General features: G+C 44.0%; 24 protein-coding genes and 1 pseudogene. 2 read left to right on the top strand and 23 right to left on the bottom strand.

Features of this window, described 5'->3' with window-relative positions:
- Positions 1-115: 115 nt before the first annotated feature.
- The 4 genes from uvrA to DCC82_RS00625 all read right to left on the bottom strand — a co-directional run bounded on the left by uvrA (position 116) and on the right by DCC82_RS00625 (position 6,548).
- On the bottom strand, positions 116-2,980 hold the full coding sequence (gene uvrA, locus DCC82_RS00610; RefSeq protein WP_097353840.1) for an excinuclease ABC subunit UvrA: 2,865 nt from the start codon (positions 2,978-2,980) through the stop codon (positions 116-118).
- A gap of 9 nt (positions 2,981-2,989) precedes the next feature.
- A complete protein-coding gene (gene uvrB, locus DCC82_RS00615; protein ID WP_015865053.1) occupies positions 2,990-4,969 on the bottom strand; it encodes an excinuclease ABC subunit UvrB in 1,980 nt (659 codons plus the stop codon).
- A gap of 153 nt (positions 4,970-5,122) precedes the next feature.
- Positions 5,123-5,344: a CsbA family protein gene (locus DCC82_RS00620; protein ID WP_015865054.1), complete on the bottom strand. Its 222-nt coding sequence runs from the start codon at positions 5,342-5,344 to the stop codon at positions 5,123-5,125.
- Positions 5,345-5,360: 16 nt separating this feature from the next.
- Complete coding sequence (locus tag DCC82_RS00625) at positions 5,361-6,548, bottom strand: PDZ domain-containing protein (RefSeq protein ID WP_015865055.1); 1,188 nt, start codon at positions 6,546-6,548, stop codon at positions 5,361-5,363.
- A gap of 233 nt (positions 6,549-6,781) precedes the next feature.
- On the opposite strand from DCC82_RS00625, the gene DCC82_RS00630 reads away from it, so the two are divergent.
- Both DCC82_RS00630 and DCC82_RS17830 read left to right on the top strand, forming a co-directional pair.
- The gene (locus DCC82_RS00630) at positions 6,782-7,288 is read left to right on the top strand and encodes a MerR family transcriptional regulator (protein ID WP_015865056.1); all 507 of its coding nucleotides are present in this window, start codon (positions 6,782-6,784) and stop codon (positions 7,286-7,288) included.
- 570 nt (positions 7,289-7,858) lie between these two features.
- Positions 7,859-7,996, top strand: a pseudogene (locus tag DCC82_RS17830) (glycosyltransferase); the annotation flags it as partial.
- Positions 7,997-8,035: 39 nt separating this feature from the next.
- Here the strand turns inward: DCC82_RS17830 and DCC82_RS00645 are convergent.
- From DCC82_RS00645 to DCC82_RS00735, 19 genes are all read right to left on the bottom strand, one after another.
- Complete coding sequence (locus tag DCC82_RS00645; RefSeq protein ID WP_097353841.1) at positions 8,036-9,478, bottom strand: S41 family peptidase; 1,443 nt, start codon at positions 9,476-9,478, stop codon at positions 8,036-8,038.
- A 330-nt stretch (positions 9,479-9,808) separates the two neighbouring features.
- A complete protein-coding gene (locus tag DCC82_RS00650) occupies positions 9,809-11,155 on the bottom strand; it encodes a murein hydrolase activator EnvC family protein (protein WP_097353842.1) in 1,347 nt (448 codons plus the stop codon).
- 41 nt (positions 11,156-11,196) lie between these two features.
- Positions 11,197-12,090 (bottom strand): permease-like cell division protein FtsX, encoded by an 894-nt coding sequence (gene ftsX / locus DCC82_RS00655; RefSeq protein ID WP_015865060.1) that lies wholly within the window; start codon positions 12,088-12,090, stop codon positions 11,197-11,199.
- Complete coding sequence (gene ftsE / locus DCC82_RS00660) at positions 12,080-12,766, bottom strand: cell division ATP-binding protein FtsE (RefSeq protein ID WP_015865061.1); 687 nt, start codon at positions 12,764-12,766, stop codon at positions 12,080-12,082. Before ftsE ends, ftsX begins: the two co-directional genes overlap by 11 nt.
- 187 nt (positions 12,767-12,953) lie before the next feature.
- The gene (cccB, locus tag DCC82_RS00665; RefSeq protein WP_015865062.1) at positions 12,954-13,286 is read right to left on the bottom strand and encodes a cytochrome c551; all 333 of its coding nucleotides are present in this window, start codon (positions 13,284-13,286) and stop codon (positions 12,954-12,956) included.
- Positions 13,287-13,347: 61 nt separating this feature from the next.
- A complete protein-coding gene (locus DCC82_RS00670) occupies positions 13,348-14,208 on the bottom strand; it encodes a YitT family protein (RefSeq protein ID WP_062679069.1) in 861 nt (286 codons plus the stop codon).
- Positions 14,209-14,345: 137 nt separating this feature from the next.
- Positions 14,346-15,447, bottom strand: a protein-coding gene (prfB, locus tag DCC82_RS00675) for a peptide chain release factor 2 (RefSeq protein ID WP_097354901.1) whose coding sequence is annotated in 2 segments (ribosomal slippage) — positions 14,346-15,374 and positions 15,376-15,447 — 1,101 coding nt in all. Because the reading frame shifts where the segments join, the coding sequence is not laid out codon by codon here.
- 104 nt (positions 15,448-15,551) lie between these two features.
- Positions 15,552-18,065, bottom strand: coding sequence for a preprotein translocase subunit SecA (secA, locus tag DCC82_RS00680; protein ID WP_015865065.1), 2,514 nt, complete (start codon positions 18,063-18,065; stop codon positions 15,552-15,554).
- A gap of 123 nt (positions 18,066-18,188) precedes the next feature.
- Positions 18,189-18,599, bottom strand: a complete 411-nt coding sequence (locus DCC82_RS00685) for a hypothetical protein (protein WP_041269742.1) — start codon at positions 18,597-18,599, stop codon at positions 18,189-18,191.
- A gap of 63 nt (positions 18,600-18,662) precedes the next feature.
- A complete protein-coding gene (gene hpf / locus DCC82_RS00690) occupies positions 18,663-19,211 on the bottom strand; it encodes a ribosome hibernation-promoting factor, HPF/YfiA family (protein ID WP_015865067.1) in 549 nt (182 codons plus the stop codon).
- 235 nt (positions 19,212-19,446) lie between these two features.
- Positions 19,447-19,647, bottom strand: coding sequence for a hypothetical protein (locus DCC82_RS17545; protein WP_187252143.1), 201 nt, complete (start codon positions 19,645-19,647; stop codon positions 19,447-19,449).
- On the bottom strand, positions 19,634-20,020 hold the full coding sequence (locus DCC82_RS00700; protein ID WP_015865068.1) for a DUF8042 domain-containing protein: 387 nt from the start codon (positions 20,018-20,020) through the stop codon (positions 19,634-19,636). The genes DCC82_RS17545 and DCC82_RS00700 overlap by 14 nt, the downstream gene beginning before the upstream one ends.
- 12 nt (positions 20,021-20,032) lie before the next feature.
- Positions 20,033-20,386: a flagellar protein FliT gene (gene fliT / locus DCC82_RS00705; protein WP_015865069.1), complete on the bottom strand. Its 354-nt coding sequence runs from the start codon at positions 20,384-20,386 to the stop codon at positions 20,033-20,035.
- Positions 20,386-20,787 carry a flagellar export chaperone FliS gene (gene fliS, locus DCC82_RS00710; protein WP_015865070.1) on the bottom strand — a complete coding sequence of 134 codons (402 nt, stop codon included), beginning with the start codon at positions 20,785-20,787 and terminating at the stop codon, positions 20,386-20,388. The genes fliT and fliS overlap by 1 nt, the downstream gene beginning before the upstream one ends.
- Before the next feature lie 20 nt (positions 20,788-20,807).
- Positions 20,808-22,310: a flagellar hook-associated protein 2 gene (locus DCC82_RS00715; protein WP_108430201.1), complete on the bottom strand. Its 1,503-nt coding sequence runs from the start codon at positions 22,308-22,310 to the stop codon at positions 20,808-20,810.
- Positions 22,311-22,325: 15 nt separating this feature from the next.
- Positions 22,326-22,685, bottom strand: a complete 360-nt coding sequence (flaG, locus tag DCC82_RS00720) for a flagellar protein FlaG (RefSeq protein ID WP_097353845.1) — start codon at positions 22,683-22,685, stop codon at positions 22,326-22,328.
- Between the two features lie 233 nt (positions 22,686-22,918).
- On the bottom strand, positions 22,919-23,293 hold the full coding sequence (locus DCC82_RS00725; protein ID WP_061578816.1) for a hypothetical protein: 375 nt from the start codon (positions 23,291-23,293) through the stop codon (positions 22,919-22,921).
- Complete coding sequence (locus tag DCC82_RS00730; RefSeq protein WP_097353846.1) at positions 23,277-23,864, bottom strand: hypothetical protein; 588 nt, start codon at positions 23,862-23,864, stop codon at positions 23,277-23,279. Before DCC82_RS00730 ends, DCC82_RS00725 begins: the two co-directional genes overlap by 17 nt.
- On the bottom strand, positions 23,861-24,208 hold the full coding sequence (locus DCC82_RS00735; RefSeq protein ID WP_097353847.1) for a hypothetical protein: 348 nt from the start codon (positions 24,206-24,208) through the stop codon (positions 23,861-23,863). Before DCC82_RS00735 ends, DCC82_RS00730 begins: the two co-directional genes overlap by 4 nt.
- Positions 24,209-24,363: the final 155 nt, after the last annotated feature.

A 24,363-nucleotide genomic window follows, 5' to 3' on the forward strand; every position in this document is an offset into this window, starting at 1 on the left:
TCTATCGAAAATCAAAAAAGAAGGGAGAAACAAAAAAGAAGCCATTCATCCCCCACCTGTAGAGGTGGGGGATGAATGGCTAATTTATGTTAAAGAAAAACAAAACGGCAAAGGCTTATGCCCTTGCCGTTTCATATAACGCGCGCATTCGTTCGCGGTCGCGCTCCAATATCGGTTTTAAATAGCGTCCGGTGTACGAACTTTCTACTTCGGCCACTTCTTCCGGCGTTCCTTTCGCAACAATTTGCCCGCCATGATCGCCGCCTTCTGGCCCGAGATCGATAATGTAGTCCGCCGTTTTAATAACATCGAGATTATGCTCAATCACAAGAACGGTATCCCCGTTATCAACTAAGCGCTGCAACACTTTCAATAAACGGGAAATATCATCAACGTGAAGCCCGGTCGTTGGCTCATCTAAAATATAGAGCGTCCGGCCATTTGAGCGGCGATGCAATTCAGATGCTAATTTGACACGCTGCGCTTCTCCTCCCGACAATGTCGTTGCCGGCTGTCCGAGCTTCATATACCCTAAGCCGACATCATATAGCGTCTGTAATTTCCGTTTAATTTTCGGGATATTTTCAAAAAACTCAAGTGCGTCTTCCACAGTCATATCAAGCACTTCCGCAATATTTTTTCCTTTGTACGTTACTTCCAGCGTCTCACGGTTATACCGTTTACCATGACATACTTCGCATGGAACGTACACGTCCGGCAAAAAGTGCATCTCAATTTTAATAATGCCGTCCCCGCGGCACGCTTCACACCGTCCGCCTTTCACGTTGAAGCTGAATCGGCCTTTTTTATATCCGCGCACTTTCGCTTCATTCGTCGCCGCGAACACTTCGCGAATGTCGTCAAATACGCCGGTATATGTCGCTGGATTGGAACGCGGCGTACGACCGATCGGCGATTGGTCAATGTCAATAACTTTATCTAAATGCTCAATCCCTTTAATCGTTTTATGCTCGCCTGGCTTTGCCTTCGCGCCATGCAGTTTTTGCGCAAGCGCCTTATACAAAATTTCATTGACGAGCGTGCTTTTTCCAGAACCAGATACGCCCGTGACTGCGACAAATGTACCGAGCGGAATTTTGACAGACACGTTTTTTAAGTTATTTTCCTTCGCGCCAACAATTTCGACCCAGCGTCCGTCCGGCTTGCGGCGCTCGGCTGGGATCGGGATGAATTTTTTCCCTGATAAATATTGTCCAGTCAGTGAGTTTGGATTGTCCATCACTTCTTGCGGCGTTCCAGCAGCGACAACCTCGCCGCCATGAATGCCCGCACCCGGCCCAATATCAATTAAATAATCCGCGGCAAGCATCGTATCTTCATCATGTTCAACAACAATAAGCGTATTGCCGATATCGCGCATGCTTTTTAACGTTGCAATCAAGCGGTCATTATCGCGCTGATGAAGTCCGATCGACGGCTCGTCCAAAACATACAGCACTCCTGTTAAGCGCGAGCCGATTTGCGTCGCCAGACGAATGCGCTGCGCTTCTCCGCCGGAAAGCGTCCCAGCAGAACGGTTTAATGTTAAATAGTCGAGGCCGACGTTCTTTAAAAAGCCGAGCCGCTCACGTATTTCACGCAAAATGAGATGGGCGATTTTCTTTTCTTTTTCGCTTAACTGCAAGTTTTGGAAAAACTCAAGCGCCTCCATAACCGATAATGCCGTCACTTCGCCGATATGTTTGCCGCCGACAAGCACGGCGAGGCTTTCTTTTTTCAGGCGGTTTCCTTTACAAGTCGGGCATGGCTGATGCGCCATATATTTCTCCATTTGTTCGCGAACATAATCAGAGCTTGTTTCACGGTAGCGGCGCTCGACGTTCGGAATAACGCCTTCAAAAACGATATACTGCTCGCAAACTTGTCCGAAATCGTTCTGGTAGCGAAAGTAAATTTTCTCGCCGCCGCTTCCGTATAAAATTTTATCAAGCTGCTCCTTCGGCAAGTCTTTTACCGGCACATCCATGTCAATGCCGTAATGGTTGCACACCGCTTCTAACAGCTGCGGATAATATTGTGAGCTTTGCGGCTCCCACGGAGCAATCGCATGCTCGCGCAGCGTCAGTTCATCATTGGGGATGACTAAATCCGGATCCACCTCGAGCTTCGCGCCAAGCCCATCGCAGTCCGGGCAGGCGCCGTACGGACTGTTAAATGAAAACATGCGCGGCTCTAGCTCTCCAATCGAGAAGCCGCAATACGGACATGCATGCTTTTCACTAAACAACAGCTCTTCCTCGCCAATGACATCAATAAGCACTTTTCCGTCCGCAAGCTTCAAGGCCGTCTCTAATGAATCTGCCAAACGTGCAGCAATTCCTTCCTTAATAATAATGCGGTCCACGACGACCTCAATCGAATGTTTTTTATTTTTCTCAAGTTCAATATCTTCCGTGAGTTCCCGCATTTCTCCGTCCACGCGCACGCGCACATATCCTTGTTTTCGAATATCTTCCAGCGTTTTTGCGTGCGTTCCTTTCCGCCCGGAAACGACGGGAGCGAGAATTTGCATTTTTGTCCGTTCCGGATAAGCAAGAAGCCGATCGACCATTTGTTCGATCGTTTGTGACTTAATTTCAATGTCATGTTCTGGGCAAACCGGCCGGCCGATGCGGGCAAACAAAAGCCGCAAATAATCGTAAATTTCCGTGACGGTTCCGACAGTGGAACGAGGATTGCGGCTCGTTGTTTTTTGGTCAATCGAAATGGCCGGCGACAGCCCTTCAATCGCATCGACATCCGGCTTATCCATTTGCCCTAAAAACTGGCGGGCGTACGCCGACAATGATTCGACGTACCGCCGCTGTCCTTCCGCATAAATCGTATCGAACGCAAGCGACGATTTCCCCGAACCGGACAATCCTGTCAATACGACGAGTTTATCGCGGGGAATTTCCACATCGATATTTTTTAAATTATGAGCTCTTGCGCCTTTTACGATGATTTTATCGGTTGCCATAGACTCCAATCATCCTTCCGCTTTTAACTCAAAAATAATATCACGCAATTGGGCAGCACGCTCGAAATCAAGCGCTTTTGCTGCTTCTTTCATTTCTTTTTCTAAATCGGCAATAAGCTTTTCTCGTTCTTTCTTTGCCATCTTGCCGTAAGATGGTTTCGTATCGTACGTTTCTTTCTCTTCCGCCGCGTAAGTCGCACGGATGACATCGCGAATTTCTTTCTTCACCGTCTGCGGAACGATGCCGTGCTTTTTGTTATACGCTTCTTGAATCGCACGGCGCCGTTTCGTTTCGTTGATGGCAATTTCCATCGATTTTGTAATCGTATCGGCGTACATAATGACATGGCCGTTGGCGTTTCGCGCCGCACGCCCAATCGTTTGAATAAGCGAACGTTCCGAGCGCAAAAAGCCTTCTTTATCCGCATCGAGAATGGCGACAAGCGATACTTCCGGAATATCCAATCCTTCCCGCAACAAGTTAATCCCGACGAGCACATCGTATTTGCCCATGCGCAAATCGCGAATAATTTCAATGCGCTCGAGCGTTTTAATTTCGGAATGTAAATACGCAACTTTAATGCCGACTTCTTTTAAGTAATCCGTTAAATCTTCCGCCATTTTCTTCGTTAACGTCGTAACGAGAGTGCGTTCATTCCGCTTGATCCGCTCATGAATTTCTCCGATTAAATCATCGATTTGCCCTTCAATCGGACGAACGTCAATCGTTGGATCCAACAGCCCTGTCGGACGAATAATTTGTTCCACAACTTCCGGGCTATGTTCCAGCTCGTACGGACCAGGTGTCGCGGAAACATAAATAATTTGGTTAATTTTTTGTTCAAACTCCTCAAACGTTAACGGGCGGTTATCGAGGGCAGATGGCAGACGGAAGCCATGATCGACAAGCACTTGCTTGCGCGCCCGGTCTCCGTTATACATGCCGCGAATTTGCGGCAATGTCACGTGTGACTCATCGATGATAATCAAAAAATCATCTGGAAAATAATCAAGCAGCGTGTACGGCGTCGAGCCTGGCGGACGCAACGCTAAATGCCGGGAGTAGTTTTCAATCCCTGAGCAAAAGCCCATTTCTCTCATCATCTCTAAATCGTAACGAGTCCGTTGCTCAAGCCGCTGCGCTTCTAACAGTTTTCCTTGTTCCCGCAATTCGCGCAGCCGCTCTTCTAATTCTTTTTCAATATTTTCGATCGCTAAACGCATTTTTTCTTCACGCGTAACGAAGTGGGATGCCGGGAAAATCGCGACATGCTCGCGTTCTGCGATAATTTCCCCCGTCAATGCGTCGACTTCGCGAATGCGGTCAATTTCATCGCCAAAAAATTCAACGCGAATACAATGCTCGTCCCGAGAAGCAGGAAAAATCTCGACGACATCTCCGCGAACACGGAACGTTCCGCGCTGAAAATCAATGTCGTTCCGTTCATATTGGATATCGACAAGGCGGCGCAATAAAGCGTTGCGCTCGATTTCCATCCCGACGCGCAACGACACAACCAGTTCGCGATATTCTTCCGGTGATCCTAATCCGTAAATGCACGATACACTGGCGACAATAATCACATCGCGCCGCTCAAATAGCGCTGATGTTGCCGAGTGCCGTAACTTATCAATTTCATCGTTAATGCTTGCATCTTTTTCAATATACGTATCGGTCTGCGGCACATACGCCTCCGGCTGATAATAATCGTAATAGCTGACAAAATATTCAACCGCGTTGTTTGGAAAAAACTCTTTTAACTCGCTGTACAACTGCCCCGCTAACGTTTTATTATGGGCAATCACAAGCGTCGGTTTGTTCACCTCTTTAATGACGTTGGAAATCGTAAACGTCTTTCCCGTTCCTGTTGCCCCTAACAGCGTTTGATGCTTTACTCCTTTTCGAATTCCTTCGACCAATTTGGCAATCGCTTTTGGTTGATCTCCTTGCGGCTTATACGCCGACACTAACTCAAAACGGTCCCCCACGGATTCGACCTCCTGTTTCGTTTCATCTTATTTTTCATTGTAGCACATTGTTAAAAAAGATGCATAAAAAATACGAACTTATATTCGTTCCAAAATAGAAAGTACCTTCCAATGAAAAATGGCGGACAGCATTCGCCGTCCGCCGCTATTTAACTATTTTTTCAACTGTTTTACCATTTTTTTCGCATACAAAAACCCAACTGTCGTTGATACGATATCTGCTAGAATTTCATGCAGTTCGTCTGTATATCCTTTGAAATAGGAAGCAACCAATAGCGCGATGGTCAATAATGTTCCGATATAATGATTGTACGTAACACGGGTAAATAACAGTACAAGCAAACATGGCACAATTAACGAAACTATAAACCACATATGAAAAACTCCTTATTTAGACGGCTTCTAGCGCCCATTTTTCCCGTTCTTTTACAAACAGCAGCCCAAGCTCATGATGTTCATCTTCATATAACGCCCCTTGAACGAAACGAACTTCTCCATGTTCATTGACTACCTCTAATTTACAAAATGCGCGGTTTCGTTGCAACGCTTCATAAAACTCTGTTTCCGTTTTTACTGTCATTCCGTTCACTTTTGTGATGACTTCACCAATTTCTAGCTCCATTTTTTCCGCCTTGGAATTCGGAAGAATCCCTAAAATGACAAGCCCTTGTTCACGCTTCGAAAAATACGGAGGTTTCAAGCGATCTTGACGATGCTGGAAGAAAGCAAGCCACTCCCTTCCAATCAAGGCAAGCGCTGCCGCAATCATCGAAAGCGGCGCATACCAATAGCCTCCTATAGCAAACAAGCTGACAATCCATGCGAGCAACATCACTCTTTTTCCAGTTAAACGAATCGAAGCTTTTGGATGCATCCCTTGTACACGCTCAGAAAATCCGATCAAAAACGGCACAAGCATCAGTGAATAAGAATCGCCAGCAACAGGAAATAATGGCCACCATGAAAATGGAGACGGAAGTTCTCCTGTTACCGGAAGCAGCACAGGAACGAACCAGAGCCGCTGCGACCAATGTTCTCCGACAACAAAACCACGCTTGCTTTTCGCTAACTGTGGAGATGTTTCGATAGCGCCGTTTTGTAAAATAAGCCATGCTTCCACAAAAAGCAATAAAGCAAGCAAAATAGCAAGCGCAGCCATATTCGTCTCGCTAAGTTCCGGGAAAAAACGCTTTAAAGCTGGTGCCGTTTCTTTATCATTGGCAAGAATACTAACGATAAAAAACACAAGCCCCATCGTATACGCCGGGGAAAGCAGCCGCATTTGCATCGTTAATCCGATTGCGATCGTCACAAGCGCAATCATTGAAATAGCATCGCGCGGAAGCACGATGCCGATAGCAACCGCTGCTAACGACAAAATACCGCCGGCAACGAGGCCGCTTCGCCAAAAAAGCTTGCTTTCATGAAACATGTTGTATACGCGAATAGAAAAATAGCTTCTTTCCCGCTTCACCCGCCGCCATCCGATAACAAGCGCCAGTGCGATCCCATAATAAAACAACGGTTGCACAAGCAGCCGCCCAACGCCTTTGAGCGCCTCCAACACCCATATCGACATATCGCCGCCACCTCGCTATGTTCGCGATTCTTTATCTACTATTCTACCAAATCACTTTCATAAATCCTATGATCGCATACACATTTTTTTCAACATTATTTGTTTATTATTGGCGAATCCTTTCGCATAACGACTTTCTTTGCCGAATCCACACTAGTTTTGTCAAGCAGGAAGGGATTTCCGTCTTGATGGAAAATGATATAAAAGAGGATGAAAAAGGAGGAATCATTTAGATGGAATTAAAAACAAGCAGTGTCGCGAAGCGTCTTGGTGTATCACCGAAAACGATTCAGCGCTGGGTAAAGAAATATAATGTCCCGTGCCAAAAAAATGAAGCGGGACACTACGTATTCGATGCCGAAGCGGTTGCCTTGCTAGAACAAATTAAATTTGAACAAGGTGCTGCCCTAGAACCATGCATCAATCAAGAAAATCCGCAACATCCATTCTCCGCTGACGAGTTGTTCAACGTTTATATCGAACCACATCTCAATGAGTTTACCTCCCGCCTCCAAAATATCGAACAAAAGCTCAACGAAAAAGCGGACGATATCGTTTCCGTTCAGCTTTTGCATCATCGCCGAGAAATTGAAGAACTAGCCTCCCAGCTTCATTCACTCGAACAACGTATTGCCCGCTTAGAAGAAGACGTTAATAGAGAACAAGCGATTATAACGGAAAATGCAAAGCAAAAACCGAAACGCCGTGGCATCAGCCGCATTATGAGTCTATTTGTATAATCTCCCGCCTTCTCTCTTTTTTCTTTTCTAAAAAAAGAGAGAAGGAGTTTTTCTTTTAAAAAACTTCCTTTACATCTTCATTTATTCTTTATTGTTTTTTAACATTTTTCCCGAGAAGTCTCCCTTCCTCTAAACGGAGTGAAGGAGGAAGATAAATCAGGAGGTTTTTGATTCCCAAATACGAACATATGCGCTATAATTGAACCATCCATCAAACAAAGAAAGAAGGAAATGCTCATGCTTCGTGGCCAAAAAGTGTTCTTCCGGGCATCGAAAGCGGATTTGGACCGATTGTATGCCTGCAATCGGGAACCCGCCCGTGTTTGGAATGAATGTCTCCGCTTAGCAAAAGAACACTTTCTCCAACATGGATGCTGGATCACCAAAAGCGAGCTACAAAAACAAACGAAAAGGAAGTTCCATCTTCACAGCCAATCGATTCAATCCGTCTGCCACAAATACCTCTTCGCCAGAACCTCGCACACCAAGCCATCCAGCAAGGACAGCCTGCCCGCTATCCCTACAAGAAAAAGAAATACTTCCCAACGAAATGGGTGAAAGACGGTTTCAATGGGAATGGGACTCATCGGAGAATATATCGGAAAAATTTATCAAGAAGTAAAAAGACGGCCGAGGTTCAGGATTGAAAAAACATTGCATTCCCCATCGTTCTCGCCATCTTCCAAAAAAGAAAAAGTGCATCATTGAAAAAACGGGCAACCCTTAAAGGCAGTTGCCCGTTTCATTTCAATGAAACAGCACTTTCATCGCTGTTTTTAGTTGTACATCATTGTTGTCGTCGCGAATGGCGTCCATCACTTTTGCTTGTAATACTTCGGCTGTGTTTTTATCGATTTTTCCGGTTTGCGGGAGTTTATTTGCCTTTTGGAATGCTTTTACCGCCGACTCAGTTTCTTTGCTGAAGTAGCCGTCGGTGCGGCCAGGGTCAAATCCAAGTCCCTTTAACATTTGTTGCGCACTTTTTACTTGCTCATTGTTCATATCAAAGGAAAGCTCTTTTTCGATATGAAGCGGACTAACGTGGAAGTAATCCGGCTGCTTTACTTCAACGTCCGGCTTAACACCTTTTTTATGAATCCAATGGCCATCCGGCGTCAGCCATTTATAGAGCGTTAATTTAATGTTGCTGCCATCCCCCATCGGAATCGCTTGCTGCACCGTTCCTTTTCCGAACGATGTTTCACCAACGAGCTTATATCCTCCCGCTTCTTTCATGGCACCAGCTAAAATTTCCGAAGCGGATGCGCTGCCTTTGTCAATTAACACGGCGATCGGATACGGTTTTTTCTTCGTTAAATCGGAATAAAAACGTTGTTTATCGCCATTGCGTTCTTCGATTTGTACATATGGTTTATCTTTCGGAATGAATTGTTTTAAAATTTCTTCCACACTTTGCAAATAGCCGCCTGGGTTGCCGCGCACATCAATGATTAACCCGTCGATATGCTTGCTTTCTAATTCTGCTAATTTCTTTTTAAAATCTTTTGCTGTATTTTCGGAAAACGATGTTACTTCTAAATAGCCGACTTTTTTCCCGTTATACGTTTTTACCGAATCATAAACCGTTTCAATCGGAATTTCGTCGCGGACTACTTTTACTTTAATCACTTCTTTTACACCGGGGCGAAGAATATCCAATTGTACCGTCGTCCCTTTTTCCCCGCGAATTTTCAACACGGCTTCATATAAATCAAGCCCTTCTAGACTCTCGCCATTCACCCGCAAAATTTGATCATTCGGTTTTAATCCCGCTTTTTCTGCCGGTGAGTTTTTAATCGGTGCGACAATCGTGACTTTTCCGTTAATCATGCTTACCTCGGCACCGATTCCTTCAAACGAAGAGTCAAGCGACTCCGTAAATTGTTCGCTTGTTTCTTCATCCATATAGACAGAATACGGGTCGTTCAGCGTGCTAATCATTCCTTGAATTGCGCCTTGGATGAGTTTATCATCATCAACTTTTTCAACATAGCGTTTTTTAATCAGCTCATAAGCTTGTTCGACTTTCTTCAGTTCTTTCTCGTCATCATTCGTTGCCGCTTTATCTGGCTCGGCCAGTGTTATTTCACGATCGCTGTCAGGCGCTGCAAGCTGCATGCCGGCATATGTTCCCCCGGCACCAACTAGCATCGATAAAGCCATAAGTATTGCGGTTGTTTTTTTATTCACAACTGTCTCCTCCTCACCTTATGCCATACAGGAAAGGCACCACACAGTAGGCCGTGCGATGCCTTTTATTTTTATCATATGACTAGCTTGTACATAGTATGATTACATTCTGTTTCTTTGCATTACTAGTTTACACATTTCCCATTGTTTTCTCAACCAAATAAGTTTGAAAAAAATGCACAACTTGCGTTTCGCAAGTTGTGCCATGTTCGTTACGGTAAATCGATGCAGCACGTTCGAAAATATTAATAACTCACTTATAAAAATAGTTCTAATAGAATAGGCAAAAAAGCCGAGCAATGTTTCACTGCTCGGCGTAACGGTTAAAAATTAATTAATATAATTAAGCGGATTTACCGCATTCGATTTTGCCAGATTCCACGCTCCGCGATGAAGTTCGAAGTGAAGGTGAGGCCCTGTCGAGCGGCCTGTGTTCCCCATATAGCCGATGACTTGCCCTTTGCGGACCGTTTGCCCTTCACCGACAAGACGAGCTTCAAGGTGGCCATATACCGTTGTGTATACTTGTCCATTAATCACATGAGTGATGAAAATGACGTTTCCATAACTGCTCGAATAATACGAACGGAACACGTATCCGTCAGCCGCTGCCACAACAGGAACAACAGCAGCAGTTTTACCAATATCGATTCCTGGATGAAAATCACTTCCACCAAAACGGTAACCGAATCCTGATGTAATCGGACCATTCGCTGGTCTCATAAACGCTCCGCTTGTAACGGGTGGAACGTTTGATGTATCTCGGGAACTAGATGCGCCGCTGCTATTTTCACTTCCGGACGGCGTATTTTCATTTTCGGAAGGCGCACTTTCATTTCCTGATGAATATGTATGTCTAGCAGCCGCTCTGCGTTTCGCTTCTTCTTCAGCACGCTTTTTCTCCATTAGCTGCTGAAGCTGATATTTCATCGCTGCTTCTTGTTTTCTCAACAATTCTTGTTCTTCCGCAAGCGCCATTTTTTTATCATGGTGTTCTTGTTCTTCTTGTTTCAAATGTGCCATTAATTGATTCTTTTGCTTCATTTGCTCGCTTAATTTTTGTTTCAGCTGCTCTAGTTCTTTTAAGTTTGATTGAAGACTAGCTAGTTTATCCGTAAGTTCCTTTTCTTTTTTCTCTTTTAATGCTTTATCCGCTTGTTGTTCGCGGATAATTTGTTTGTCCGCCTCAAAAATGGTGGTGACAGCGCTCATGCGGTCAATAAAATCGCTAAAGCTTTGCGCTCCGAGCAATACTTCAAGATAACTGATGACTCCGCCGCTCTCTTGCAAAGAACGAACACGCTCTTTCAAAATCTCATTTCGTTTTTCAATGCGCGCTTGCACTTCGGCAATTTCACGCTTCAATGTTTCAATATCTTGTTCTGTTTGTTGAATATCAGCGGATAAGTTGCGAATTTTTCCACTCGTTTCTTCCACTGCTAAATCGAGTTTTTTAATTTCTTCGGAGAGCTCTTTTTGTTTGGATTGCAGTTTTTGAATTTCTTGATTAGCATCATTTATTTTCTCTTGTACCGCGGACTGCTTTGAACGAATGTTGTTAATCGCATCCCGTTTTTCTTGAATATCCCGGTCGCTTACCGCATTGGCAAAGTGCGGGAAAACACCAAAACTTAACGCCGCAGCTGCGGCAAGCGCCAGTACTTTCCTGCTTTTCATCAATTGATTCCCCTCTCCCTTATGGTGATGATCTTTTTCTATCAGACTTTCAAAAACTTACGGACAGACATCATGCTTCCCCAAACGCCGATGCATGCACCGATAAGCAATAAAAGCAAGCTGATTTGCCACATAAACGGATAAAATGGAAGAAGCTCTACAAATGGAATCGTAATTTTCGGCTCTAAAAATTTGTAAATGTTATAATAAACGGCCATGATCGACACGATTGGAAAAACCGCACCGATGACGCCAAGCCACAATCCTTCCAAGAAAAACGGCCAACGAATAAATCCGTTTGTCGCTCCTACTAATCTCATAATCTCAATTTCGCGCCGCCGCGCAAAAATCGTAATTTTAATGGTATTGGAGATTAAAAACATCGCGGTAAACAATAGACCGATGATTAACACAAGCCCGATGTTTCGCGCCGCTTTCAACGTGCTGAATAATTTTTCTACTTGGCCTTGACCGTAGTTCACTTTGTGGACAAACTGGAACTTTTCAATTTGTTTGGCCACTTTGATCGTGTCTGTCGGTTTTTCTGTTTTCACCACATACACATCGCTTAGCGGGTTGTCTTGTTCAAACAAACGGAACGAAGAGCCTTCTTCGCCAAAACTTTTAATTAAATTTTTCAATTCTTGTTCTTTCGAAGAATAACGTATTTCCTTCACTTGAGGGATCGCTTCAATCTGCGCACGAAGCGTTTGTTTATCTTGATTGTTCGCCGTTACATCAATATGGACGCGAATTTCGACATCATTTTCGATTTTTTTCGCAAAATGGTTCATATTAAACATGACAACTAAAAACACGCCGACTAATAGCAACGTAACAGTCACCGCACTGATGGAAGCGAACGTCATCCAGCCGTTTCTGCCAAGACTTTTCATGCTTTCCCGCACGTGGCGCTTTAGGGTACTAATCCTCATAACCGTATTCTCCCTTCGCCTCATCACGGACGATTTTCCCATTTTCCATTGCGATGACACGGCGTCTAATCGTATTTACAATTTCACGGTTATGTGTTGCCATGACGATCGTTGTGCCGCGATTATTAATTTTTTCAAACAACTCCATAATCCCCCATGATGTTTCTGGGTCTAAATTCCCTGTCGGCTCATCTGCAATCACAATTTTAGGAGAGTTCACAATCGAGCGTGCAATAGAAACTCGTTGCTGCTCTCCTCCGGAAAGTTCATCTGGATAGGATCGCACCTTATGTTTTAATCCGACTAATTCGAGTACTTCCATCACTTTCTTGCGAATCACTTTCGGCGATTCTTCAATTACTTCCAAAGCAAACGCTACATTTTCATATACCGTTAGCTTAGGAAGCAATTTGAAGTCTTGAAACACTACTCCGATATGTCGCCGCAATAATGGAACTTTGCTGTCTTTTAATTTAGCGAGATTTACACCATTGACCATAATGGAGCCGCTTGTTGGTTTCTCTTCACGGTACATCATTTTCACAAGCGTTGATTTTCCCGCACCACTAGGTCCAACGATATAGACAAATTCTCCTTGTTTGATGCGAACATTCACCCCGTTTAGCGCTACTACGCCATTCGGATATGTCTTATATACATCTTGCATTTCAATCATGCTTAATCACCTAATCTCATTTTCATTGTTGTCATCACTCGAGCTGTTTCGCTATATTTCGAATCGATCGTACAAAATTCTGCAAAGTTTATTATAACATTATTTGTTACACTTGAGTTTTACATTTATATTTCAAATACATTACATAAGAAAAATCCGGCCCTTGTAGGTACCGGATTGAAAAGGTTTATTTTTTGGACGCAAGCCATTCCGCAACTTTATCAGCGTCTTCTCCTTTTATAATGCCAGCTGGCATGCCGCCGCGTCCTTTTTCAATAATGTTTTTAATTTCATCTTTCGAATATTTGCTTCCAACTTTTTGTAAGTTTGGCCCTGCACCACCTGATAAATCTTGCCCATGACAAGAAGCGCAACTTTGTTTGTAAATGTCTTCTGCAGCTGCGGCGGTATCCCCTCCTCCATTATTGCCATTGTTATTATCCGTTGCATTGTTGCCGCCACCACAGGCCGCAAGCGCTAGAGAAGCACCAAGAAATACAGCAGCAAGTTTCCATTTCATAAATGAACTCCCCCTAATCTAATAATTACATTCAGAGTTATTATAACCCATTTTGAAAAAATTATGTGCGCTTAAAACCTTCTCCAAGCACTTCGGCAGCGTTCATAACAATGACAAATGCTGATGGATCAATGCTTTTGACCAATTGTTTCAATTTTGTGAACTCCGCTTGCTGCACCACACACATCAGCACTGGGCGCTCGTGATCCGTATAGCCGCCGTACCCTGACAACTTTGTCACACCGCGGTCAATTTCATGCAAAATCGCATGACGTACTTTTTCTTCTTCATTGGTAATAATCATCGCCATTTTCGAGTAGCCGAGCCCGATTTGTACTAAATCAATCGTTTTGCTTGTCACATAAAGAGCAATGAGTGCATACAACGCTTGTTCAATATCAAAGACGAACGCAGCGGTTAATACGATTAGCCCGTCAATGAGAATCACACACATGCCAAGAGACAATCCGGTATATTTGTGAATAATTTGCGCCGCCAAATCGGTCCCGCCTGTCGATGCTTTGCCGCGAAACACAATGCCAAGGCCAAGCCCAACCCCAATGCCGCCAAATAACGAACCAAGCAGCGGATCATGGGTGGCTGGCTCGACATCTTTCGTTAAATAGACAACAAACGGCAAAAACAATGTGCCGACAAGTGTCTTTACGCCAAACTGCCGACCGAGCAAAACAACTCCCGAAATAAATAAAGGAATATTCAGCGCCCATTGCACATAAGCAGGCTGCCAACCGAACACCGCATAAGCGATCGTACTGATTCCGCTTACTCCTCCAGAAGCGACGCGGTTTGGCAATAAAAAGACATTAAACGCCACGGCAACAATCGCCGAACCAATCAATATGTATACATATTCCATCATTAGCCCCACTTTTGGATGCAATGGTTGACTTCTTCTTCTCATTCATCAGACCTCCCATGAGAGTATAGCACGCCCATTTCTACAAGTAAATGACAGCGAAATAAAGCAGTAACGCATTAAAGTTAGTCTACACAAAAAAGCATCTGCTATCGAACGAGCGATAGCAGATGCCTTTCGTCTTATTTGAGTTTGGAACGCAAGTAGGCGTCAATAAAGATATCGATTTCGCCATCCATTACTGCCTGCACGTTTCCAACTTCGACGTTCGTACGGTGGTCTTTGACAAGCGAGTAAGGATGGAAGACATAGGAACGAATTTGGTTCCCCCAGCCGATTTCTTTTTGTTCGCCGCGAATTTCGGCAAGCTCGGCCTGCTGCTCTTCAAGTTTCTTTTGATACAGCTTCGCCTTTAACATGTTCATCGCTTTTTCGCGGTTTTTAATTTGCGAGCGCTCCGATTGGCACGTGACGACAATGCCAGTCGGAATATGGGTAATGCGCACAGCAGAATCGGTCGTGTTGACGTGCTGGCCTCCGGCGCCGCTAGAGCGGTACGTATCGACTTTAATCTCTTCCGGACGAATTTCAATTTCAATATCGTCATCCATCTCCGGCATAACTTCGCAAGAAACAAATGATGTATGGCGGCGGCCAGACGCATCAAACGGAGAAATCCGAACGAGCCGGTGCACGCCTTTTTCTGCTTTCAAATAGCCGTACGCGTTATGCCCTTTAATGAGAAGCGTGACGCTTTTAACTCCCGCTTCTTCGCCAGGCAAGTAGTCAAGTGTTTCGACTTTAAACCCTTTTTTCTCGGCCCAGCGCGTATACATTCGTAAAAGCATCGAAGCCCAGTCTTGGGATTCCGTGCCGCCCGCGCCAGGATGAAGCTCTAAAATCGCATTGTTTTTATCGTATGGCTCATTTAACAAGAGCTGGAGTTCGAATTCACTAAAATCTTTCGTTAATTTTTTCGCTTCTGCGACCAGCTCCTGTTGCAAATCTTCATCCGGCTCTTCTTTGATCAACTCATACGTCACTTCTAAGTTTTCAAAACGCTCCTCAAGTGATTGGAACTCGCCCACTAAATCTTTCAGCGCATTTGCTTCATTAATTACCGTTTGCGCTGCTTTTTGATCATCCCAAAAGTTTGGCGCGGCCATTTGTTCCTCTAATTCACGAATGCGCGCCTGTTTCGTTTCGAGGTCAAAGAGACCCCCTTATTTCCGCTAATCGCTTAGCCATTTTTTCAAGTTCTTGCTTAATTTCGATCAGATCAATCATGATGCTTCACCTCGTTACTCATTGTACTGGATTTTCGAAACAAGAATCAATGGGAGTTCGCAAACAAAGTGAGAGGCAATCCCCCCACTTTGCCGCAAACGTTATGCATTTTTTCCGCAGCAATGTTTATACTTTTTGCCGCTTCCGCAAATGCAAGGGTCGTTACGACCAATGCGAACGGCCTTGCGATACGGCTTCCGTTTTACTTCGCCTTCTCCTTCTTTCGGATGAACCGCTTCGCCTTTTGCCACTTCCTGGCGTTCGAGATTGCTGTGGATTTCCGCTTTCATAATATATTTTGCTACTTCTTCTTCAATGGAAGCGATCATGTTTTCAAACATCGCATATCCTTCCATTTGATATTCGCGAAGCGGATCAATTTGTCCGTACGCGCGCAAATGAATTCCTTGACGCAGCTGCTCCATCGCGTCGATATGGTCCATCCACTTCATATCGACGGCGCGAAGGACGATGACGCGTTCAAATTCGCGCATTTGTTCCGGCGGAATTTGCTGTTCTTTTTCATCATAGCGCGCTTTCACTTTTTCCCAAATGAGCTCAATCATTTCTTCCGGCTCTTTGCCGCGCAAATCGTTAACGGTCACATCGCCTTCCGGCAACAGGTTGGCATTGACGTAATCGATGATTCCTTTTAAATTCCATTCTTCCGGAAGCTCTTCTTTCGGCGTATGAGCGTTGACGACCCGCTCAATGACCGATTGAATCATTTTTTCGATAATGCCGCGCAAGTTGTCGGAGTCAAGCACTTCATAGCGCTGGCGATAAATAATTTCACGCTGCTCACGCAACACATCATCGTATTGAAGCAGCTGTTTACGCGCATCAAAGTTGTTGCCTTCTACCCGTTTTTGCGCCGATTCGACCGCTTTAGTGACCATTTTGCTTTGAATTGGCTGCGAATCATCCATGCCTAAACGGTCCATCATCGACATTAAACTTTCCGAACCGAAGCGGCGCATCAACTCATCTTCAAGCGATAGATAAAATTGCGATACACCTGGGTCGCCTTGGCGTCCCGCACGACCGCGCAACTGGTTATCAATACGGCGGCTTTCATGGCGCTCCGTGCCAATGACCGCTAATCCGCCAAGCTCTTTGACACCTTCGCCAAGCTTAATATCCGTACCGCGTCCGGCCATGTTTGTCGCGATCGTTACAGCGCCTTTTTGACCGGCTTGGGCGATAATTTCCGCTTCTTTCGCATGGTTTTTCGCATTTAATACATTATGCGGAATCCCGCGTTTTTTCAACATGTTTGAAAGAAGTTCCGATGTTTCAATCGACACCGTCCCGACAAGCACCGGCTGCCCTTTCGCATGGCGCTGTGCGATATCTTCTACTACGGCGCGGAATTTTCCTTCCATCGTCCGGAAAATTAAATCTGGACGGTCTTCACGGATGACCGGTTTGTTTGTCGGGATGACAACGACTTGCATGTTATAAATGTTTCGGAATTCTTCTTCTTCCGTTTTCGCCGTTCCCGTCATTCCCGCAAGCTTTTCATACATGCGGAAGTAATTTTGGAACGTAATCGTCGCAAGCGTCATCGATTCATTTTGAATTTCCAATCCTTCTTTTGCTTCGATCGCTTGATGCAATCCGTCACTATAACGGCGTCCGCGCATTAGGCGGCCTGTAAACTGGTCGACGATGACGACTTTTCCGTCTTCCACCACATAATCGACATCCCGATGCATCGTCACATGCGCTCTTAGCGCCAAGTTAATATGATGGTTTAGCGTTACATGCTTTAAGTCGAATAGGTTGTCGATTCCAAACGCTTTTTCCGCTTTCGTGATCCCTTCTTCGGTGAGCTGTACGCTTTTCGTTTTCTCATCATACGTATAATCGACATCTTTTTTCAATGTACGCACAAACGCATTTGCCTGAATATACAGCGCTGTCGATTTTTGCGCGGTGCCCGAAATAATGAGCGGCGTCCGCGCCTCGTCAATTAAAATCGAGTCCACTTCGTCAATAATCGCATAATGAAGCGGACGCTGTACGATATGTTCTTTATAAAGCACCATGTTATCGCGCAAATAGTCAAAGCCAAACTCGTTGTTCGTTCCGTACGTAATATCGGCATTATACGCCGCTTGTTTTTCCTCCCGCGACATACCGCTTAAATTCAAACCGATGGTTAATCCTAAAAACTCATACAATTTGCCCATTTCCGTTGCGTCGCGGGTCGCCAAATATTCGTTGACCGTCACGACATGCACGCCTTTTCCGGTTAAAGCGTTTAAATAAACGGGCATCGTTGCCGTTAACGTTTTCCCTTCCCCTGTTTTCATTTCGGCGATATTTCCCTCATGGAGGACAATACCGCCCATAATTTGCACTTTATATGGATATAATCCAAGGACGCGCTTTGCACCTTCGCGCACAACGGCAAAAGCCTCCACTAACAAGTCATCCAGCGACTCGCCTTGTTGATAGCGCGCCTTGAATTCCTCGGTCTTTTGACGCAACTGTTCATCCGAAAGCTTTGCCATCTCTGGGCCAAGCGCATCGACTTGGTCAGCAATCTTTTCTAAACGGCTTAGTTGGCGTTTGTTTGGGTCAAACACCTTTTTTAATACTCCAAGCATAGAAAACGCTCCTTATTCAATGGAATCACTAATCTACATGATATCATGTACACGAATGGGTGACAACTAAGACGCGGAGATGAACCGGGGAGGAAAATGCGGAAAAGAAGAACTGGAGTAGCTTCATTCTTGGGATTGAATTTGTTCAATAGCTCCTTCTACATGCAAAAGACGTTTGTTGATCGCATATATTTCAAACCCTTTTTCTTCCACTTTCTTATCTATATTTTTCAACAGAGCATGCACATCGTCAGCAACTTGATTTTCTAGACGAAATAATGCTGCTTTCGCCTCACATAGTTCCCGTTCTACCCGTTCGAGCCGCCCTTTCACATCAACCATATCATTTTCAATACGATCAAGGTGTCCATCAACCTCTTCCATCCCTTGCTCCAGACGTCCCAACCGAGCTTCTATCGTTGCGAAACATTTGTCAATTTGATCAAAACGATCGCGAACTTCTACTTGAAATTGTTCAGCATTCGTTTCCATCTTGTCCAATTTTACTAAAATCTGCCGCAAAAGCGCCTCCATCGTTTTTCCCCTCCTTCCTCCATATTATAACATCCCCTGCCGGACGTTGGCAGGGGATGAGGGTCAGTTTGCTTCAATTAAGCCGTATTTTCCATCTTTACGGCGATACACGATGTTCGTGCGGTTTGTTTCCGCGTTTGTAAAGATGAAGAAGTTATGGCCAAGCAAATTCATTTGCAAAATCGCTTCTTCGCTGTCCATCGGTTTTAAGCTGAAATGTTTCGTGCGGACAATCTCAAATTCTTCTTCCTCATTCTCCTCTACCGGAGGATTGTTGTTTTGCGTGACAAGCACTTGTTTTGTTTCTTTATTGCGTAATTTACGATTTACTTTCGTTTTATGTTTACGAATTTGTCTTTCTAATTTATCCGCTACTAAATCAATGGCCGCATACATGTCGTCATGGCGTTCTTCCGCGCGAAGCAACAGTTGCGGCATTGGGATCGTCACTTCGATTTTTCCTTGTTTATCGTTATATACTTTTAAATTAACGTGAACATGAATATCTTCTGTGTTTTCAAAGTATCTTTCCAATTTTCCAATTTTTTTCTCGACATACTCACGCAATGCTGGAGTTACTTCAATGTTTTCCCCGCGAATGTTATAGATCATCGCTGATCACTCCTTTTTATTAAGGCTATGTGTTTAATATTCTACAAATCCCAACAAAGGTCCTGCTTGAATCAGCAAAATGTTTTTGAAAATTTTGTGAAAGCGAGAAGGAAATGTGGCAATATTACTCAGAGAATAACATCGTTTTTCCTAACCCCATTTTTTATTTTATTACCAATTCCATTTTACCATTCAAAATGCGGCAACATGCAAAAATTTGCTTATTTCATCGTCTCTACACAATCGGATGAAACACCGGATATGTCGGCGTCGTATCGAAAGTGTTCCCTGACTTTCCGCTCAGACCGATCGTGCGCATCATTAAAAGCCCGTACGAAATCGATTTGCGCAAAGAAATTAATGTGACAATCGTCAAAGCCGTATAAAAAACACCGAGCCCCACGCCATGGGACTCGGTGTTTTCATTGTTCGACATATCGTTTTAACAGCTGGGTGATGATCATCTTCCACGCTTGAAACGCGGGGGAAAGATGCTGCACGACGATGCACTGCTTCATGTTCGGATCGCCAAAATTTCCATCTAATTTATACGCTTCTTCCAACACATCGGAAAATAGCCGCAAGTGATGAACGATGCCCGTCTCCTCGGCAAACAGCCGACATAAATGTACATTTGTCTCGCTAATCTTCGCCAATGCCATAAAAATATTGGCAAGCACCTCGTCTCCTTGCGTCCGCTCATAATTTACGAAACTTTCTTCCACATACGCAAACCCTTCCTCGATCGTATCGAGAAGCGCCACGTATTTTTGCACCATTTCGATTTGCATCGGTGTTAACACCGTCATATCTATCACAACCTATCTCTTTTTATCGTAAAACATTCCGTCCATTACTAAAGACTGCTCGTACGGGTTCGTATAATGGGTATTGGCCCGCCTTTTCTCGCGGACCATCGCCAAATCGCGCTGAATTTGCCGCTTCAGCTCCCGCAAATGTTCTTCAATCTCTTGATTCCACTGCACGATTTGCCTGCCAAGCCGCTGTTCTTCCCCGCTATACGGCGGACGAAGCTCCCGTAACAGCTCGTCCCTTTGTGCAAGCAACCGCTCGATAGCGGCTATCTTCTCGTCGCGCGCTTCCGCTGTTATCGGCATAGCGACGAGGTCACGCAGCTCTTTCGTCACGTGAAATAACGCGATGACAACGCTCATTACGCCTGCCCACCTTGCGCGTACTGGCGCTGCCGGTTGATTTGGATCACTTGCTTCCACGTATCACGAAACTCGGTCACATATCCTTCGACTTCATCTAAAATCGCCGCATCGTTTTTCACGTTCGCCTCGACAAGCCGGCGGTAAATGTAGTCGTACATCGTCATCATCGACTTCGCGACTTCATACTCCATATTGAGCGTCACCATCAGCTCACGAATAATGTTTTGCGCCTTGATCAAGTTTTCGTTTCGCGCTGCGATATTGTTTTCTTCGATCGCCTTGCGCGCTAGTTTAATAAATTTCAAGCAGCCGTTGTATAACATCAATGTCAACTCGCCTGGCGATGCCGTCTGCACCGCGTTCGTTTGGTAGTTTTGATATGGATTGTTCGTTGCCATTCATCCCACTCCTTTACGTTCTATTGAGAACCGCCGAAAAAGGCGTTCATCAAATACATGCTTTGCTCGTTCGCCCGCTGAATCGCCTTTTCCATCGCCGTAAACTGCCGCCAATAGCGGTCCTCGATTTCTTTGAGACGGTCTTCAAAACGATCGATTTGGCTGTCAATTTGGATTAAATCACGGCCGATCGCGAACTGCTGATTCGTCCAAAGCGTTTTCCCGGCTTTTTGTTCGACTTTGCGGATGGTGTCTTTGATTGTATCACGGAGACGGCGGACAATGCCTTTTTCTGAATAGTTGGTGCTGTCATTATTAAACAAGCGGTAAATCGCATTCGGATTTTCTTGAATTTTTTGGCGAAGTTTCGTTTCATCAATAATGAGTTTACCACCATCCAGGTAGTTAGATGAGGTAGTAATGCCAATTTCCGCAAGCTGGGAAAACCCGATTGTAATATTAGAACCCTCTACTTTTGTATAAAGGTCCATTCGCATCTTACTTAAACCACTCGATAAAATCGAATCGCCGCGCAACATCCCGCTCCGAGCTTTTTCTTCCCAAAGCTCAATTTGCTTTTCCGTCATTGCTTCTTTTTGCTCGTCGGTAAGCGGTGGATAATTGCGATAGCGTTCTTCTTTCAGCTCGGCGTTGATTTTGCTGATGACTTCGTTGTATTTGTCGACGAACCCTTTAATCACGTTAAACATTGCGTCGGTATCAGTTGATGTGGTAATTGTTGCTGATCCCGTGCTTTTTAATGTGTAGGTTACTCCGTTAATTGTAAATGTGTTCGACGAACGGGATGTTGGAAGGCCGTTAATGGTGAAAACCGCATCTTTTCCATCTGTTTTCCCGGTTAGCTCCGCACCTGCCACAGCACCGATAAATCCCAGTTTTTGCGCAAAAAAGTCTGCTGTATCTTGATCCTCTAAAACGATACTCGCTTTTTCGCCCGTATCTTTCTTCATAATGGAAATTCGCCCTGTTTGCTCATCATAAAACGCGCTGATTCCTAAGTTCGGGTCATTGTTTAGTTGTGAAATGACACCGTCTAACGTCGTTCCTTGTTTAATAGTTATAGTCGCTTGTTTTGAACTTCCATCGCCGTTTGTGACGTTGAATGTTAATATGTAATCTTTCTCGACGTTAAAATTATTCTTGTCTACTCTTGTGTTTTCATCGGAAAGCCAGATTGCTGATGTGGCAATTTGCTGCACTTCGATGTTCGTGGCGACATTTGCCGCACTTGCGCTTGCCGTGGCGCTTACGACGCTATCGTTCGAGCTTGTCACTTTCTTTTTTAACATGCTGCTTTGCAATGTCAAATTGTTAAAAATATAGTTATCAAGATCTTGCAATAACGCGTTCATCGAACGATAATCATCGCGCTGCCACTCTAAAATTTGCTTTTTCTGTTTCAACTTATCAAGCGGCATCCGTTCCACTTTCATTAAGTCCTTAACGATCTGGTCGATATCCATGCCGCTCGCCAAACCGCCAATGCGCATGTTGCTTGCCAAATTCACTCACCACCGTTAAATTTTTTTATCGACAATCAACCCGACAAATTCCATCATCGCCGCGTACATATCCAACAGCTTTTTCGGCGGAATTTCGCGAATGACTTCATGTGTCCGTTCATCGACAATTTGGACGTAATATTCCTGCAGTTCGTCATGCAGTTCAAACTTAATGGATGTATGGCTCGGCTGCAGGAATTCGTTTAAGCCTTTTACGACTTCTTCCAGCTTTTCTTTCGGGAGGTCTTGCTGCGGAGTTTCTGAAGTGCTGGCATGGTTCTGCTTTTGCGATTCTATCACACTACTTGCCTTTTCATTGCGAACATTTTCATAGAAATAAGAAGGAGAATGGGAAGATACCCGTTCCACTGTCATAACGCTCGCTCCTTTGCATGAACACTATCTATGTTTTATATCGGATGGTAGGAGGGGATTGTGAAGGGTACAACGTTGAAATTTTCTGCATGATAAGGTAATAGACATGTTCCATACTATTCCTCATGTGTCTGCACATTAACCAGCAAGTGGAAACATAATGGACTACGGATATTGTATAGATTAGGAAAGCAAGTTAAAAAGTAAAAGCCCCGATCTATTACGGGGCGTATTTACACATGATAAACCACTATACAGTTCAATGCCAATTTTCTTGCCTTAGCACTCGACAAAAGGACTTTGCTTTGAGAATCGTGTATTTCAGAATGATATTTATTATTCCTAGACGGACAATAAACCAAATGAGTGCCTATATCCATGCAAAATCCTGCATTGACATATACTACACCTTTTAGTTTATCATCGCCAAATCTGTTTTTAAAAGTGGAAATAATGGAGTCTACTGTTCTCCCGCCATCTCGATCGACAGAAACCCCCCTTTTATCCTTAAATAAGGCAGAGGATGGACGATTGTTTTCATCATCCCATACAATACTAGGAAATACGGCTCTAAATAATTTTTCGCTCGGTTCAATATTTGGATTCATAAAACTCAGCAATTTTTTTGTTAATCAGCTCTATATTGTATGGGATGAATTTCTCACTTTCCCGTCCATCTTCGTATAGAATGAATATTTTTACTCCATCAATAAAAAGTTCGAATTCTAAATAATCTCCATTTTCGTTTTCAAACTCCAGCTGAATACTATCCCTTGCTGTTGGAAATATCTTTGGTTGTTTAATAATTTTATTTATGACTCCAACAGCCTTTGCGATTAATTCAGGTGAAAAAGGGTCAGCACCGTTTCCATTCCAATCCGCATCAAGTTCACTGATAATCTTCAGCTTTTCAATGTTTCGCGCTTTTCTCATGTTTTCATGGATAAAAGGGGTTATTCTTCGTACAGAATATTCACCTGCATTCAACATTCTTAAGGATTTATAAATTTGTGTCGCATTTTCTTTAAATAATCCAAATTCCCTGAATCCATTTACCACATCAGCTTCTGAATTATATATTTTTGTGACAAAATTGCTAATACTAACAGATTTTTGTATAGGTATCTTAAAGTATTCACCAACCCCACCATATGAAGAGGGAGTTATATCTAATATCATGACTTCGCCCCCTCATTTCTTATTTGCTCTAACATAATAATATGTTCGCGAAGCCATTCATGGAATATTTTAGCCGATTCTAGATTCATGACAATACCCGTTGAAACGTATCGAATAATGTTTTCATTATGATTGGACGGTTTTACCTCGATTTCACCCGTTGGCTGCCCTTTGTCATCAAATTTATAGATTTCCTCATATGGAAGGGGTCTACGTTCAAAATAAAAATTAATTACAATTTCCCCTTGGGGAGATATACCACCATGTGCCCCATTAACATATACAGGATTGTAATCATCAGCAAACACATATTTGAAATTTACCTTCTTTTCACTGCTGCTCATAGGTAAAAACCTCCGATAACAAAAAAATATTGTTGACTTAATTATGACATATAGGAGATAACATATACAAGAACTTCCCAAAGTCTGAACCTCTGCACGACTAAAGTCGGCAGGTTCTTGTGTACTAAAGAGCTTCGTCTATACCTTCGTATAGA

The organism is Geobacillus sp. LYN3 (assembly GCF_003064505.1).
In the GTDB taxonomy this organism is placed as follows: Bacteria; Bacillota; Bacilli; order Bacillales; family Anoxybacillaceae; genus Parageobacillus_B; species Parageobacillus_B toebii.

Coding starts and splice junctions, on each gene's coding strand:
- uvrA (WP_097353840.1), bottom strand. CDS start 2,980: ATGGCAACCGATAAAATCATCGTAAAAGGCGCAAGAGCTCATAATTTA.
- DCC82_RS00620 (WP_015865054.1), bottom strand. CDS start 5,344: ATGTGGTTTATAGTTTCGTTAATTGTGCCATGTTTGCTTGTACTGTTA.
- DCC82_RS00625 (WP_015865055.1), bottom strand. CDS start 6,548: ATGTCGATATGGGTGTTGGAGGCGCTCAAAGGCGTTGGGCGGCTGCTT.
- DCC82_RS00630 (WP_015865056.1), top strand. CDS start 6,782: ATGGAATTAAAAACAAGCAGTGTCGCGAAGCGTCTTGGTGTATCACCG.
- DCC82_RS00650 (WP_097353842.1), bottom strand. CDS start 11,155: ATGAAAAGCAGGAAAGTACTGGCGCTTGCCGCAGCTGCGGCGTTAAGT.
- ftsX (WP_015865060.1), bottom strand. CDS start 12,090: ATGAGGATTAGTACCCTAAAGCGCCACGTGCGGGAAAGCATGAAAAGT.
- ftsE (WP_015865061.1), bottom strand. CDS start 12,766: ATGATTGAAATGCAAGATGTATATAAGACATATCCGAATGGCGTAGTA.
- cccB (WP_015865062.1), bottom strand. CDS start 13,286: ATGAAATGGAAACTTGCTGCTGTATTTCTTGGTGCTTCTCTAGCGCTT.
- DCC82_RS00670 (WP_062679069.1), bottom strand. CDS start 14,208: ATGAGAAGAAGAAGTCAACCATTGCATCCAAAAGTGGGGCTAATGATG.
- secA (WP_015865065.1), bottom strand. CDS start 18,065: ATGCTTGGAGTATTAAAAAAGGTGTTTGACCCAAACAAACGCCAACTA.
- DCC82_RS00685 (WP_041269742.1), bottom strand. CDS start 18,599: ATGGAGGCGCTTTTGCGGCAGATTTTAGTAAAATTGGACAAGATGGAA.
- hpf (WP_015865067.1), bottom strand. CDS start 19,211: ATGATCTATAACATTCGCGGGGAAAACATTGAAGTAACTCCAGCATTG.
- DCC82_RS17545 (WP_187252143.1), bottom strand. CDS start 19,647: ATGTCGAACAATGAAAACACCGAGTCCCATGGCGTGGGGCTCGGTGTT.
- DCC82_RS00700 (WP_015865068.1), bottom strand. CDS start 20,020: ATGACGGTGTTAACACCGATGCAAATCGAAATGGTGCAAAAATACGTG.
- fliT (WP_015865069.1), bottom strand. CDS start 20,386: ATGAGCGTTGTCATCGCGTTATTTCACGTGACGAAAGAGCTGCGTGAC.
- fliS (WP_015865070.1), bottom strand. CDS start 20,787: ATGGCAACGAACAATCCATATCAAAACTACCAAACGAACGCGGTGCAG.
- flaG (WP_097353845.1), bottom strand. CDS start 22,685: ATGACAGTGGAACGGGTATCTTCCCATTCTCCTTCTTATTTCTATGAA.
- DCC82_RS00725 (WP_061578816.1), bottom strand. CDS start 23,293: ATGAATCCAAATATTGAACCGAGCGAAAAATTATTTAGAGCCGTATTT.
- DCC82_RS00730 (WP_097353846.1), bottom strand. CDS start 23,864: ATGATATTAGATATAACTCCCTCTTCATATGGTGGGGTTGGTGAATAC.
- DCC82_RS00735 (WP_097353847.1), bottom strand. CDS start 24,208: ATGAGCAGCAGTGAAAAGAAGGTAAATTTCAAATATGTGTTTGCTGAT.